Raw genomic sequence first — 13,943 nt, forward strand, 5'->3', positions numbered from 1 at the left:
GAGCGGGATATGCCCCGGCAAGCCGGGGCATAGAGGGCGAATTGCGCAAGCGCAATTCGGATTCCGGCGCAAGCGCCGGAATGGAATTCCGTGAACGGAATTCCCGAGGGAAGGCAATTCGCGCAAGCGCGAATTGACGGAGCCTCGCAAGCGAGGCTCAACGACGCTGGCTAGAGGAGGAGGTGCATCATGTGCGGGCCTGTGTAGGGTGTGGGGTTCCCAGCTACCACCCCCGCAACGAGGATGACGGACTGTCGGGTGCGATGGGGTGCCGGCCACACTGTAGTGACGGGCTCCGCTGCGCTCCACCCGAACCCCTCCCCCACCATGAAAACCGGCTGCTCACGTTCATGAGTGCCCCGCCAGCATACCTCATGAACGCTGCGCACGGACGGGATTCGGTCAAGTTTCAGCCTCGGGGGTGAAGCTGCCGTGTGAATGATGCATCACGGGTACCCGCTGTGTAGAGTGTGGGTCTCGACACCACCACCCCGGCACAGATCATCGTGCCGGACTTGTCTTTCTGATGACGCGCCGCATTCCGCGAAAGGGAGAACACGGGAATGGCCGTGAAACTGCGTGAACACCAGATTGAGGCCGTAGCCGCCATCGTGCGCGGCCTCGATATCCCGCCGGGCGGAATCCCCTGGAATGGATTGCGCGGGCAGGTACACGCCGCGTGCGGAACGGGAAAGACCATCATCGCGGCGGCCTCGGCAAAGCGGATTGTGCCCAAGGGCCGCATTCTCGTGGTGGTGCCGACCCTGGATCTCCTGGCGCAGACCGTGAAGGCGTGGAGCGGAGCCGGCCACAAGGGGCCGGCCGTCATGGTGTGCTCGCCGCTGGACGACCCGGAGCTGTGGCACCTGGGGGTCCGGTCCACCACCAATCCCGTGCAGCTGGCGCTGTGGCACAGGCAGGGGCCGGTGACCATCTACGCCACCTACGCCTCGTTGGGCGTGCTCACGGAGGCGTTCGAGGGGGTCTACGGGCAGAAGCTCGCGCCGGTGGACCTGGCGGTGGTCGATGAGGCGCACCGGACCAGTGGCTCGATGGGTAAGGCGTGGGCCGACATCCACGACCAGGAGAAGATCCCCGCACACCGGCGGCTGTACCTGACGGCGACGCCCCGGATCTGGCAGGAGCGGCCTGAGCACTGGGAGGTCGCCAAGGGGGTGCGGGACGCGCTGCCGGAGGAGATGGCGGCCTCGATGGACGATGAGGCCGTGTTCGGGCCGGTGCTCTACAAGCTGTCGCTGGCGTCGGCCGTCTCCCGCAAGTTGCTGGCGCGGTATCAGATCATCGTCCTGGAGCTCCAGGACCCGGTGGTCACCCCGGAGCGGCTGATGGGCGAGGAGCGGCACAGCGAGAAGGTCCGCGGGGAGCGCCTGGGCGCTCTCCAGGCCGCGTTGCTGCACACCATGGCGCAGCACCAGCTGCAGACGTGCATCACTTTCCACCACCGGACGATAGAGGCGCAGGCGTACGCGGAGGGTCTGGAGCGGGTGGCGAAGCGGCTGCACGCCGACCAGCCGGAGAAGTACCCGGCGACGGTGTGGGCGGACTGGCTGATGGGTGAGCACGTCCCGGAGCGCCGGCGGGACGTGCTGGGCGAGTTCGGGTCCACCGCCCGGCGGGCCGTGCTCTCCAACTGCCGCGTCCTCGGCGAGGGCGTCGACATCCGCGCCGTGGACTCCGTCGCCCTCCTCGACCCCAAGGGGGCGCCGCACGACATCGTGCAGGCGATCGGCCGGGCGCTGCGTCAGAAGCCCGGAGAGGGAAAGCTCGCGTCTTTGATCGTGCCGGTATTTTTGCAGCCCGACGAGACACCGGAGGATATGTTCACCTCGGGTTCGTACCGGCCTTTGGTCAAGGTATTGGAAGGTCTGCGGGCTCACGACGAGGAGGCCGTGGAATTGCTGGCGATCCCGCAGGAGCCTCAGAAAGACGTCGCGCAGCCCTCTGAATACATCGGTGCCGCGCCGGGTGATAACGAGGAAGAAACCCGGCTTCTGCTTCGTTTTGCGGCTCCGCGTGATCCGGTGATGGTCGCGAACTGGGTCAGCTTCAACGTGATCGACACGGAGCGGCAGGACTGGGCGCGCGGCTGGGCGAAGCTCAAGGAGTTCACCGAGCGTGAGGGCCACGCCCAGGTGCCGCGCGAGCACCGGGAGGGCGCGTTCCCGCTCGGGGACTGGATCGCGGAGCAGCGGCGGGCTTACGGGGCCGGGCAGATGACGGGGCGTCGGGCGCAGCGGCTGGAGAAGCTGGGCATGGTCTGGACGGCCGCTGACGGTCGGTTCCAGGAGAACCTGGCGGCGGCCCGGGTGTACTTCGCGGAGCACTGGACGCTGTGCGCGCCGCGGCTGGCGTCGGCGTTGGACAAGCCGTTGGGGCAGTGGCTGTCCAACCTGCGGCGGCCGGGTGCGCTGGAGGGGCGCCCGGAGTGGGACGCGGCGCTGCGGGCGGTCGACGAGGACTGGAATCCGTCGTGGCCGGTGGAGTGGCAGCGGCACTTCGCCACGCTGCGGGAGCTGGTACGCGACGAGGACGGTCCGGCGGAGGTCATGCCCGGGTTCACCGTGCACGGGATGGACGTGGGGAAGTGGCTGGCCCGCCAGCGCACGCCGAAGGTCTGGGCGGCTCTCTCGGAGGGGCAGCGCGAGCGCTTGGAGGCCCTCGGTGTCGCCCCGCTCGCCCCGGCCCCGGCCCCGGTGGAGCTGGACGTGCCCGTGCAGGTCTCCACGGTGCCCGTGAGCGCCTTCGACAGGGGCGTTGCGGCCCTGGTGCAGTACAAGGCCCGCACGGGCTCTGTGACGGTCCCCAGGGCCCATGTGGAGGTGTTGCCGGACGGGACGGAGATCAAGCTCGGAGTCTTCCTGAGTAACAGCAAGAGCCGCCGGGGCAAGCTGACCGTCGACAGGCTCGCCGCGCTGGCCGGCCTCGGGCTGGAGTGGGCGGCCGTGGAAGGAGCGGCGTGATGAGCGCGGGCGACCAGGGGGCCGCTGGGCAGCGGGTGCCGGACTCCGTGCGGCGGCACGCCCGCACCAGGGCCTTCGCCGAGGCGGAGGACGTCGTCTCGGCTTTGCTGTCCGACCCGGGGGTGCGGGAGGCGCGGGCCCGGGTGGAAGCGGCGGAGACGGAGCTCGGCATGGAGTTGCGCGCCCGTCTCCAGCCGTTCCAGGACCGCCGCGACCAGGCCGTGGCGGGCGGCGACGCGGCCCGGCTCGCCGGGCTCTGTGCGGGCAAGCACGGCCGCTGGGGGCGGATCTGCGTCCTGGACGACGGTCACGAGACCTTGATGGGGGAGCCGCACTGGGGCCTCACCAGCGAGGGCCGGCCGGTCGCGTGGGTGGGCAGCGCCCCCGACGACTGGTGAGAGAACCCGCTCACAACGCCGCTTCCGAAGTGGTGTGGGCGGCATCGTGAACACGCGGGAAACAGCCCCGGGCGCACTGTGCGCCCGGGGCTGTTTTGCTGTCCGAGGGTTGGGAGGATCCCGTCCCACGGCCTACACACAGGGTGATGCGATGCCGCTGCTCAGGGCCCGGCATCGAACTGGAGTTCGTGTAGGCCGTGGGGAGTTGGGCGACTCCCGGGGCTGTGTGGCAGGCGGGTCGGATCGGGTCGGGTTTCCGGCCCGCCCGGCCGGTGATCAGTCAAGGCCGGTGGTGTCGGTGGCGGAGCGGGGCCGGTTGCGGGCCCATTTCTTGAGGTCGCGGACGCGGTAGAGGAGTTCGGCGCCGCGTTTGTCGGCCGGGGCGGGGAAGTCGGGGTTGTTGGCGCGGGCCCATCGCAGGGCGGCGAGCGTGATCCCGGGTAGGTGGTCCTGCTGGGCTTTGCGCAGCCCGACCGCCGCGTCGTGCGGATCTGCCGCTGGGGCCGCCACCAGGGCGGGTTCGGTGAGACGGTCCGGCCGGGTGTACAGGCGCCGCACGGAGACACCTCTGGCAGCTGAAGGGAAGGAAAGTTCTTGGGCCGTACGCCGGGCGCTTGGCAGTATCGGGCGAGTGAAGGCAACTCAGATATCCCGGCAGCACCTCGTCTCTCAGGTCCTGCTCAAGCAATTCACCATGGGCGGGCCGGATGCACGAGGCCCTCAGGTGCTTCCCGTCGATGTGCGCTACCCAGAACGTCCGAACAAGCTGAAGAGCACTCGGGCGTGCGGTTGGGTCGACACCTTCGTCGCCTACGACTCCGCAACTGCCGAGGATCTGTGGAATTCCGTAGAAAGGCGGGCTCCTGCCGCCTTCGAGGCTGTGCACGGAGGCGCGCCGTTCGCTGACCCCTTGCATGTTGAGACTATGCGTGACCTGATCGTGCTGCACTATGTGCGGTCACACCGCTATCGCGATGTGTACGCCAACGCGTTCGAGACTGTGCGCGTGAAGGTCCGCAAGGATGTCGTCGAGCGGTTCCCAGAGCCGCTGCGCCGTGAGGCGTTGCGGCAGACCGGGCTGCACCTGGCCAGCGAGGGGGCCCTCCATGCCTTCGCTGAGCGTCTCGTCGAGCAGTCCGAGATCACCCAGGACTTCGGAACAGGTGCGCTGTTTCGCACCAGCCTCGAGAGCATGTTCAACAGAGTGCGTGCCATGGCATCGAACTGGCAGTTGGAGGTGTTGACACCAGAGAACGGACAGTTCTTGATCGGCGACAATCCGGCGGTGACCGTGCGTACGGATACCCGGCCCTGGTCGTACAACATGGCGATCGGTGACGCGCACTCCATCGTTCTGCCCATCACTCCCCGCCATCTGCTGGCCCTGGGAAGGAGGAACATCGTTGGCACCATCCCTCGGGCCCTCTTGGACCAAATCAACATCGTGCAGATTCGAGCTGCCGACCGCTACGTCTACATGCGTCCTCGGAGTACGAGGCTCGAGATGTTCGCGAGACAGACGGCGAGGCGGTGGCGAGCGGACCGCGTGAGCCCCTACCTCGCGTCGGCGTCGACACCAAGGAACAAGAGGTCGTAGACCGAGCCACCATGAAGTGCGACCGGCAGCAGGTAGACGAATCCGGCGCCGCCCAGGTTGCCGACGATGGTGTCGCGCCAGCCGGGCAACAGGATGCCGAAGGTGGTGGCCATCATCGCGTCCAGACTGTCCATCAGGGCGGTCAGCCGGTCGTCGCGGACAGCGGCGACCAGGTCGACGTCGGAGACCGGTCCGCGGTGCCAGCGGCGAGCAAGCCGCGCACCAGCAGGTGCGTCACGGCCGTGGTGGCCGACAGTGTCTGGGCCAGGTCGCCCAGGAGGCGAGCTGGGTAGGCCGGTGAGCGTGGGCCAGTTCCTCCAGCGGAGTCAGCTCGGTGGGCGAAGAACGGCGGTGGGCATGCGGAGTCCTCTCGGGTGAAGGGATCGGGGCCGGAGTCAGGGGCGGGCGAGCAGGTGCGCTTTCGCCGCCCGCCACCGGCTCATGTCGATATCCGCGCTGCGGGCGGCATACAGGTCGGCTCTCGACCACCTCGCTGAAACCCACCATCGCCCCCGCCGAGGCCGATAGGCCCACCCGCCGAACAGCAGAACACACCTGACCAGCACAAACACTAGCCGGGCCTATACACACTAGAACGACCTACAACAGACCCATCCCCACTCAACACAGAACACATAGCCCCAGCCCACACACCCCGGCCACCCCCGCCGAACCACCAACACCACTTCCCAACAAACCCACAACACCCCAGGCCACCAACAAACCCCCTCCGAGCGTTAGGTATCGAGTACGCCCAGCGGGTTTACGCTGATGCCAACGTTGTTTACCTGCTCAGCCTGCGGGTGGACGACAGTGCCTGAGACGCCTGCGAGCGTCCGACAACCTTGACGTCGGAGGAATCCATCTGGCGAAGCCGCCACAGCGGTTGCGAGTGCGCTCAGCCGACCACCGCGTAACGGCGGCTTGGGGTGGTCGTTGGGCAGCGGAACCTGCTCCGGGCCCGGAGGACGCCATGGCTGATCCCCCGGGGCCCGTTGTGTGTCTGTTCCCCGCCGGTCAGATCCCTCGTCCGCCGTAGCGGCGGCCTGGTCGACGGCCCGGCGTCGGCCATGAGCAGAACCCTCCGCCGGGCCGACTCCATGACTATCGCCGACAGCGCCTGTGGTAGTCGAGGGCCGCCGAGCAACGCCGTCCTGGGCCAGAGCACGTACGGAAACACAACAGGGCGTACACCCGCCTGGGTGCACGCCCTTGGAGACCGACTCGCCTACTCAGCAGAAGCCACGCCGAACCATTCGGCTGACGCTGCTACAACACACAGGGCGGATTCGCCCCACTTCCTCCAGTCACCCATCATGAGTGCCTCCCTTCCGAGTCTGACGACTCCCTTCGCTCCGATGCTCCTACGACCTCATGTCGCTTCAGCACACTTCGAACACATGCAACCGCCTCCCAAGTGGCCCAAAGAGCACCAAAGAGGGCGGCTCCTGCAAGCAGCCACGCCAACACGGGAGTCGAACCCGACAGCGCGGCAATTGCTCAACAGGCGAATGGTCAAGCCCTATTGAACATCCTTTACTGATATTTTGTCAAGTGCCATACTGTGAAGCCACTCTGCTGTCAGCATCGCAAGTTCGGGGCCAACTCTTCCTCTAGGCACTGATCAGGGTCGGGCGTCCGGGCCTTTACAAGCTAGAACGACCTTCAACAGACCCAGCCCCGCTCAGCACAGAACACATAACCCCAGCCCACACACCCCGGCCACCCGTCGAATCGCCGACTCCGCCTCTCAACGAACCCACAACGCCCCAGGCCACCAACGACCCGTCGGGCTGGAGTGGGCGGCCACGGAAGGGGCAACATGATGAGCGCGAGCGACCAGGAGGCCACCGGGCAGCGGATGCAGGACGCCGTGCAGCGGCACACCCGCGCCAGGGCCTTCGCGGAGGCGGCGGACGTCATCTCGACTGTGTTGTCCGACCCGGGGGTGCGGGAGGCGCGGGAGCGGGTGGAGGCGGCGGAGACAGAGCTGGGCCTGGAGCTGGGCTGCGCCAATCTCCAGGCGTTGCAGGATCGCTATGACCAGGGGCCGTGGCGGAGGGCGACACTCGCCGGGCTCTGTGCGGGCAAGCGTGGCCGCTGGAGACAGATCTGCGTGTTGTCCGGCGGGCACGAGACCTCGATGGAGGAACCGCACTGGGGCCGCACCAGCGGGGGCCGGCCGATCGCGTGGGTGGGCAGCGCACCTGACGACTGGTGAGCGGCGGTGGGACCGGCAACAGGACCCGGAGGGCAGGGCGCCCGGGGTTCTTCGCTGTCCGGAGCCAGGGGCACCGGGCCCAGGCCCTACACGCACTGGGGTGCGATGCCCGGGGGCCTGAGCTGGGGCATCGCACTGGTGTGCGTGTAGGGCCTGGGATCTTCGGGCCGCTCCCCCGGCGAACTACGTGGCGGCCGGGGCGGGTTCGGTGAGGCGGTCCAGTCGGTTCGCCGCCGACCAGGAAATCGAGCCGCGCGCTGACAGTGTCTAGCGCTACGGTCCAGGAATGACGACATCACCCTGGCAGCCGCTCTCCGACCGCGAGGCCGGGCTGCCCGTCGACCAGACAGTTCATGAAGGAGTTCCCGAGCACCTGGAACCGGGACTGCGGTCGTGGATCCAGGATTCGGTAGTGACGGAATCGCTGGTCCACCGCGTTGTAGCCGCGCTGAGGCTGAACAGTGACGCCCATGCTTTCGGCAACGGCCGTCTCCCGTCGAGCGCACGTGATCTGTCCGGGGTGCCCGCCGACCTGCTCCTCAATGTCGTCGACTGTCTGCTCTACCTCGATATCGGCGAGGTCGCCCATCACGAGTACCTCGTCAAGCACCCGAACACAGCTTCTCCTTTGGCGGCGATCTTCGCCAAGCCCGCGAAGTTCGTGAATCCGGTCGACACACTGGACGCACTGCTCGCCGATTCCGCCTCCGCTTACCAGGTTCGCGATGCCGACGACGTCTCGCACGCCGGCCTGGCGCGGGTCGTCGACGCCACCGTCGCCGATTCCGCCGTCACGGCCATGCAGCAGGCCGAATCCTCCGGCCGCGACGACGCCAGCGTCTATCTACGTAGTTCCTGGACAAAGGCGTACGCCCTGCACCCAGACCCAAGTGGCGCTTACATCGATGCGGTGCGGGCGGTAGAGGCTGTCGCGATACCCCTGTACGCCAGCGCCGACCCCCGGGCGACCCTCGGGTCCGTCATCCGTGAACTGAACGACAACGGGACGGCCTACTCGATGGTGATCCTTGACAACAAGGCAGTGCCCGCCAAGGTCGAAACAGTGCTCTCCCTCATGAGACTCCTCTGGCACGGGCACCGCGACCGACACCCCGGAGGACAGACCAGCGCACCCATCACCCTGGAAGCCGCCCAAGCCGCCGTTCACATCGCGGTGCTCCTTGTTCAACTACTCAGCACTTCCGCGGTGACCAGCAGCCTCCAACCGCAACCATGACAGCCAGGCCGTCTGGAGGACGGCACGAAGGTCAAGATCGAGATGTTCCCGAGCAGCGCCAAGAGCTGGCACACGAAGCGGGCCGCCAACAAGCTCGCCGCGCTGGCCAGCCTCGGGCTGAGTGGGCGCCGCTCCGACCTGCTGGTCAGGCCGCCGCCCGCTCCTCGCCGGTCCGACATCCCGGTTCGCCCAGTGTGGCAGCGGGCTCCGACAGGCCGGTGTAGAGATCAGGCGTGCCCGGTCGCCTCGGCTGGTCCCTCCCACAAGCTCTTGACCGCCGTGACGATGTCGCGCACACACCGGTACGTGGCCTCGGCATCCTGGGATGTCCTGAGCACTCCCCGAACCGTCTTCGTCGCCTTGTCGCCGAACTGGGCAAGGCTCTCGAGAAGGCTACGAAGAACGGCCCACCGCGAGGTACGGGGCTTGCCGGCCCTCGAGGTGGTACGGCGGGCACGGTTCTGGGCCACGGTCGGCTCCTTACTTCGGGGTGAAGTGGTCAGCAGCCAGTCTTGTCTCCGGGCACTGGAGATCGGCCGGGAAATGACGGGAGGTCACCCCCACCAGTGATGGGGGCGTGCTTCGGGTTCCGGCAGACCGAACCGAACCCTGGTGGTGATCAGCGTTGGCTTAAGGAAACCGTGTGACCACCAACCGGGCCTGCTGACAGGATCGTGAGCATGCTCATCACTCCGAGGCCCGGCGCCCACCCTCAGAACATCCGCGACGCGCTCAGCAGCGCTCACCTCGCAGCCGACAACCTCCGCAGTGCGCACAACGCCAGTACCTACCACCGGCTCCTGCAGTACCTGGAGTGGGCCACGGACACCTCGGGCACCCTACGGCACCAGATAAGCGACGGGGACATCAACCGTTTGATCCTGACCCGGCGATACGAAGTGCTCCTCGGTAGCTGCGGCACCCTCGCTGGGAATGACCAAGAGCGCCTCGTGAACGGCTTGGTGAACCTCGAGCTCGCTGAGCGCGCCGCGGACCTCCGCGCCGCCGTAGAAGCCCTGGACGACCGGTTGCGTCGCTGGTCCGGCCAAGAGGTCTTCGTGGTCGCCGACTCCAGCTTCTACTGTCACAACCCAGAAAGACTCGAGGACATCGACCTCCATGCCATCCTCGATCTGCGTCCCGACATGAATGTTCGGCTGCTGTTGCCCATCACAGTCGTAGACGAACTCGATGGGCTCAAGGAGACGAGCAAGCAGCATGGCCGGTGGCGAGCCACTCACACGCTCGGTCTCCTGGACAGGCTGCTGAACGGTTCAACCTCTGGGCTCTGGCACAGAGCGACGACGTTTCAGGAGGAGAACGGGCTCTTGAACATCCGAGGTGACGTGCACGTCGAGATCGTCCTTGACCCACCCGGGCACGTGCGGCTCGCGATCGCGGATGACGAAATCATCGACCGGGCTGTGCACATTCAGGCGTTGGCGAACCGGGAGGTACACCTGCTGACCTGTGACACCGGCCAGCACACCCGCGGTCGGACCGCCGGCTTGAAGGTCACCAAAATCCCGACGAAGGACCCAGGCCCGGAGCCGGACAGGGAGACCGCGGGAAGGCAAGCGACCGGCACACGGGCGAAGCGCCGCGAACGCCAGGCCGCCGCAGGCACAGGCAACAACGAGAGCTGAGCGAGCCGGCCCTTCGGAATCAGTCTTCCCGGAGGTAGGTGGACATCATCGTGCTGGACGTCTGGAAGCGGCCGGGCACTGTGGCTGCGCGGTCAGGGGAAACGTACGGCTTTGACGACGGTGACGGTGACGACGGCTTCGCTGACGATGTAGGTGATGAACGCGATGTTCGCGATCGTCGCGTCTCTGCGGTCCCTTTCGCCCCGGATCGGGCTGGATCCGCAGCCGTACGGCGAGCGGGCCAGGGCGTGCATGCCCCGGTCGAAGTCCTTGCGCCGCTCCGGGGGAAGGCTGCGGAGTTCGGCGTCGGCGGCCGGTGTGTAGGCGACCCGCATGCTCATCCGGCACTCCGGTAGGCGTCAGCCTGGTCGGCGTGGATGAGGCCGGTCATGTCGCCGGCGCGGATCCGAGCGACTTGTTCCTCCTCGCCGGGGTCATGGGCCTGCGGGGTGCGCAGCGCCCACCGGGCCAGAACACCCGGCAGTTCGTCCACGCCCACATTTTCCACCTCGTGAGTGAACTCGTCCGCCAGTTCCGGGTCCAGGGCCTGGCGGATCGTGCGGATCGTTCCCGGCAACTCCACCCGGCGGCCGTCGCTCAACGTGGTGCTGAGTGTCTTCGCCAACTCCGTCATCTCTCCCTCACGTCTACTGGCAGGACGGCCAGTTTGACCGGTTGGTCTGCCCCCGCGGCCACAGGTTCCGAGGGTGGTTCACTCAGGAGAGTGACTGAGCCGCGTTGCGGGGCAGCAGGATGCGCAGCGCCTACGGGCCTGGCCGCTTCCGGGGCCGCTGGGGGCTTCTGTCGTTTGGCCGGTCGAGCGGTTCAGGGCGGGGTGAGGATGCCTTGGTATCCGGGCCCGAGCCCGCGCCGCCGCACCCGGGGCCGGGGCAGTCTCCCGGGTACGGCCTGTCCCCCGGCACCAGCCGCGGGCACAGGCGCAGCAGTGTCGGCGTCGGCGGGGAGGCCGAGTTGGCGGCGGACGTCCGCGGTGGCGGCGGCCACTGCGGCGAGCGCCCGGGCGGTATCCGGGCTGATCCCGGACAGCGCGGCGGCCAGGACGTCGATTGCGTCGAGCGCGTCCTCGGCCGCCGCAGCGCTCCAGGCCGTGGGCGCGACGACGTCGGCGAGATGACAGGCGCTCACCACCACCGACTCGGCCCGCTGCTCAACCCCGGGCGCGGCCTGCTCGTTCAGTCCCATACCCGGCTCAACGACGATCGCGGCGGAAATGATCGCCACCTTTCGCGCCGATACCCGCCCCGGTCTCCCACGTCACCTTCCGGGCCGGGCCACCGGCCGAGCTCGGTGGTCCGAGACGCTCCGTCGTCTATCTCCCCGGCCGGCGGAACCGGCGGCGGTTCTTCCTCGCCTCCGCTTCGGCCGCCTCCCGCGCCGCGGCTTCCTCCGCCTCGCGCCGTGCGACGCGTTCGGCTTCGAGCCGGGCGAAGTGCTCGGTCTCGCACGGTCCGCACAGCCCGTCCGTCTCGCTCTGCCAGGAGGACCGGACCGACTGCCAGCGGTCGTCGGTGAACTTCGTACCGCAGGTGGTGCATACCGGTCGCCGCGCCTCCCGCTCCGCCGCCTCGCGCTCGGCACGGCGCTCCCCCTCCTCGCGGGCGGCCTGGCGGCGGCGGGCGAGGGCGGCGTCCCGGCGCGGGTTGCCGATCGCGTCCAGCAGCGGCTCCAGGCGGTCGCGGCCGAATCGCCAGAAGACGGGGCCGGCCGGGCCGTGCTCGCGCAGCCGCTCCAGGGTGGTCGCCACGATCGGGATGCACCCGTCGTAGGAGTGGTAGCCGTCTTCACGGTCCCAGCGGCCCTTCCAGTGGTGGCGGGTGAGGTCGGCGACCGCCTCCATCTGCTTCTTCGCGGAGCGCCTTCCGACCTGGTGGAAGACGAGCAGGACCGGCGGGTGCACCCACTCGTAGCCCTCCCAGGCGGTTCCGGGCCAGCGGGTGCGCCACATCTGCTTCTCGACACCGTCGGTGTCCTTCTCTTTGCGCTGGAAGAACCGGGCGTACTTGTCGAACTTCGCCGCGATGAGGCCGGCCGCCTCGTTGCAGTTGTCGGCCTCGATGAACAGCAGCGGCACCCCGTCGCCCGGCGTGGTGACGACGATGTCGGCACGGGCGCTGCCGATGGCGGGGTTCTTCCAGGTGCCCTTCACCGGGAGGGCGACCTCGGTGGCGTAGGAGGTGAGGGTGCCGATCCCGTCGGGTGCGTCGACGGCGGCCCGCGCGGCGGCGACCGCTTCGGCCGGTTCCCCGGTGACCAGGTCGAGGTCGGGCTTCGGGCGGATCAGGGCGATGACCGTCTCGTTCACCGTCATCGGGTGCGAGGCTCCGGAGCGGCCCGCGCCCTTGGGTATGCCGCCCATCTCCTCCGGCTCACGGTCAAGGTCGGTCGCGGCGGCGGCCAGGCCGGCCGCGGTGAGGATGCGGACCTCCTCGTTGCCGCGGGTGCGGCCGCCGTCGACGGCCAGGCCGTGACGCCGGAGGTCGTTCGCCGCGCCCCGATGGGAGGCGGTCCGGGCTTCCTTCCGCTTCGCCGGGGTCGGCTTGTCCGTGTGGCGGTAGGTCAGGTGCGGCGCGGCGAGGCGCTGTATCTGGTCGGCGGTGGCGACCTTGAGGACTCCGAGCACGGACAGCACGTCGCCGCGCAGGCCGTTCGACGACCCGGCCGCGTTCGTCTTGCGCCGGCCCGCCATCAGACCCGCCCTCCCCGTACGCGCGCCCCACGGGGCGCACCACCCGGTCGGCTACCGGCCGGGCGCCGGGCCCCGGCCGCGGACGAGGCCGGGCCCCCGCACCCGATGATCTCCCTCCCCACCGACAACCAACTCAGGTCAGAGGGGAGAGAAGAGGGTTGTGACAAACCGGGGGCGGCTCGGAAACCGGCGCTGACAAGGGGAGATACCGGACGGGTGGGCGCCGGGCACGGAAGTGGCTTCGGCAGTGAGAACGCAAGCGGCAGCGCCAGGAGCCCACCAGGACGTGCCGCCGCCCGCCGCAGGCCGGGCACGGACACCCCGGACCGGACACCGGGCGCACGGTCGGCGGGTTCGCGATCGGCGGGGCTCCATCGTGCCCGGCGGCCACAGCGGCAGGAAGGAGCGGCCGGGCCCGGACCGGACACGGCGGGGGCGGGGGCAGGTGTGGGCACGGGGTCCTCGTTCCTCCCGGCCGGGCCGGGACAGAGCAGCAGTGTTCATCCGCACCGCGCACGTCCGTCCCGCGCGGTGCCGACGGCCACCCTGCTCGATCGCCCCTTGTCCGCGCTCCCCTCACCCCGGCCCGCAGTGTCCGTTTCACCCCTTGACCACCCCTTGACCGCAGGGTTCGTCCGTGGCCGACACCACACCGCCCCTGCCCGGTTCAGCGGGCGGGCCGGGTGCTGGACGGCGAGGAACCGAGCCGCCAGTCCGACGGCTTCTGGCCCCGGAACGTCTCGCCAGCCTCAATCCGGGCCTTGTTCCGGGCGAACTCCCGCTCGGCCGCCGACAACTTCCTGGGCGCGCAGCGGGGGTGTCCCCAGCCGTCGGCCACCTTCGTGATGACCTCGCCCTTGGCGTAGTCCTTGAAGCAGGCCGGGCAGGTGCCGCCGTACGCGGCCCGCAGCGACCCGCGCGGCAACGGCACCGCCTTCTTCGCGGCCGTCTTCTTCGCGGTCGGCTTCCTCCCGCCCGCCTTCTTCGCCGCCTGCGCCCGTTTGATCGCCTCGCGCTGCGCCTTGCCGGGCCGCTTCTTCGGCTGCTTGGCCCGGGCCGCCTTGGCGGCCTTCTGTGCCGGGGTCTGTCCCACGCCCGGGATCGTAGAAGCCGACGTCGGCAGACGGCCCGCGCCACGCGCACCGGCCGTCCCGGG

13 protein-coding genes are annotated in these 13,943 nt (G+C 68.9%); 6 read left to right on the top strand and 7 right to left on the bottom strand.

Translation table 11 applies throughout. The features are described 5' to 3' along the window. Positions 1 to 563: 563 nt before the first annotated feature. Together ACFWIA_RS28545 and ACFWIA_RS28550 are read left to right on the top strand one after the other, a co-directional pair. Positions 564 to 2,981: a Helicase associated domain protein gene (locus tag ACFWIA_RS28545; protein ID WP_387009975.1), complete on the top strand. Its 2,418-nt coding sequence runs from the start codon at positions 564 to 566 to the stop codon at positions 2,979 to 2,981. After that, complete coding sequence (locus ACFWIA_RS28550; protein WP_387009977.1) at positions 2,981 to 3,379, top strand: hypothetical protein; 399 nt, start codon at positions 2,981 to 2,983, stop codon at positions 3,377 to 3,379. The genes ACFWIA_RS28545 and ACFWIA_RS28550 overlap by 1 nt, the downstream gene beginning before the upstream one ends. 276 nt (positions 3,380 to 3,655) lie before the next feature. Here ACFWIA_RS28550 and ACFWIA_RS28555 read toward each other — a convergent pair whose 3' ends face one another. Continuing rightward, positions 3,656 to 3,937 carry a hypothetical protein gene (locus ACFWIA_RS28555; RefSeq protein ID WP_387009979.1) on the bottom strand — a complete coding sequence of 94 codons (282 nt, stop codon included), beginning with the start codon at positions 3,935 to 3,937 and terminating at the stop codon, positions 3,656 to 3,658. A gap of 73 nt (positions 3,938 to 4,010) precedes the next feature. Between ACFWIA_RS28555 and ACFWIA_RS28560 the strand changes: the two genes are divergently transcribed. After that, positions 4,011 to 4,976 (top strand): DUF4238 domain-containing protein, encoded by a 966-nt coding sequence (locus tag ACFWIA_RS28560; RefSeq protein ID WP_387009981.1) that lies wholly within the window; start codon positions 4,011 to 4,013, stop codon positions 4,974 to 4,976. On the opposite strand, the gene ACFWIA_RS28565 is transcribed toward ACFWIA_RS28560, so the two are convergent. After that, complete coding sequence (locus ACFWIA_RS28565; RefSeq protein ID WP_387009983.1) at positions 4,934 to 5,110, bottom strand: hypothetical protein; 177 nt, start codon at positions 5,108 to 5,110, stop codon at positions 4,934 to 4,936. The two genes, ACFWIA_RS28560 and ACFWIA_RS28565, sit on opposite strands and share 43 nt — an antisense overlap. Before the next feature lie 1,691 nt (positions 5,111 to 6,801). Here ACFWIA_RS28565 and ACFWIA_RS28570 point away from each other — a divergent pair. The 3 genes from ACFWIA_RS28570 to ACFWIA_RS28580 all read left to right on the top strand — a co-directional run bounded on the left by ACFWIA_RS28570 (position 6,802) and on the right by ACFWIA_RS28580 (position 10,080). Next, positions 6,802 to 7,197, top strand: coding sequence for a hypothetical protein (locus ACFWIA_RS28570; protein ID WP_387009985.1), 396 nt, complete (start codon positions 6,802 to 6,804; stop codon positions 7,195 to 7,197). A gap of 286 nt (positions 7,198 to 7,483) precedes the next feature. Next, positions 7,484 to 8,434, top strand: coding sequence for a hypothetical protein (locus ACFWIA_RS28575; RefSeq protein WP_387009986.1), 951 nt, complete (start codon positions 7,484 to 7,486; stop codon positions 8,432 to 8,434). Between the two features lie 680 nt (positions 8,435 to 9,114). Then, complete coding sequence (locus ACFWIA_RS28580) at positions 9,115 to 10,080, top strand: PIN domain-containing protein (RefSeq protein ID WP_387009988.1); 966 nt, start codon at positions 9,115 to 9,117, stop codon at positions 10,078 to 10,080. Positions 10,081 to 10,172: 92 nt separating this feature from the next. Here ACFWIA_RS28580 and ACFWIA_RS28585 read toward each other — a convergent pair whose 3' ends face one another. From ACFWIA_RS28585 to ACFWIA_RS28605, 5 genes are all read right to left on the bottom strand, one after another. Next, positions 10,173 to 10,421 (bottom strand): type II toxin-antitoxin system RelE/ParE family toxin, encoded by a 249-nt coding sequence (locus tag ACFWIA_RS28585; RefSeq protein ID WP_387009990.1) that lies wholly within the window; start codon positions 10,419 to 10,421, stop codon positions 10,173 to 10,175. Continuing rightward, positions 10,418 to 10,714, bottom strand: a complete 297-nt coding sequence (locus ACFWIA_RS28590; protein ID WP_387009992.1) for a hypothetical protein — start codon at positions 10,712 to 10,714, stop codon at positions 10,418 to 10,420. Before ACFWIA_RS28590 ends, ACFWIA_RS28585 begins: the two co-directional genes overlap by 4 nt. 191 nt (positions 10,715 to 10,905) lie before the next feature. Further along, positions 10,906 to 11,322, bottom strand: a complete 417-nt coding sequence (locus ACFWIA_RS28595; protein WP_387009994.1) for a hypothetical protein — start codon at positions 11,320 to 11,322, stop codon at positions 10,906 to 10,908. A gap of 88 nt (positions 11,323 to 11,410) precedes the next feature. Next, a complete protein-coding gene (locus ACFWIA_RS28600; RefSeq protein ID WP_387009996.1) occupies positions 11,411 to 12,787 on the bottom strand; it encodes a replication-relaxation family protein in 1,377 nt (458 codons plus the stop codon). Positions 12,788 to 13,454: 667 nt separating this feature from the next. After that, entirely contained in the window at positions 13,455 to 13,880 is a 426-nt protein-coding gene (locus tag ACFWIA_RS28605) for a hypothetical protein (RefSeq protein ID WP_387009998.1), read from the bottom strand. Positions 13,881 to 13,943: the final 63 nt, after the last annotated feature.

This window comes from Streptomyces sp. NPDC127068 (assembly GCF_042724695.1).
Lineage (GTDB): Bacteria > Actinomycetota > Actinomycetes > Streptomycetales > Streptomycetaceae > Streptomyces.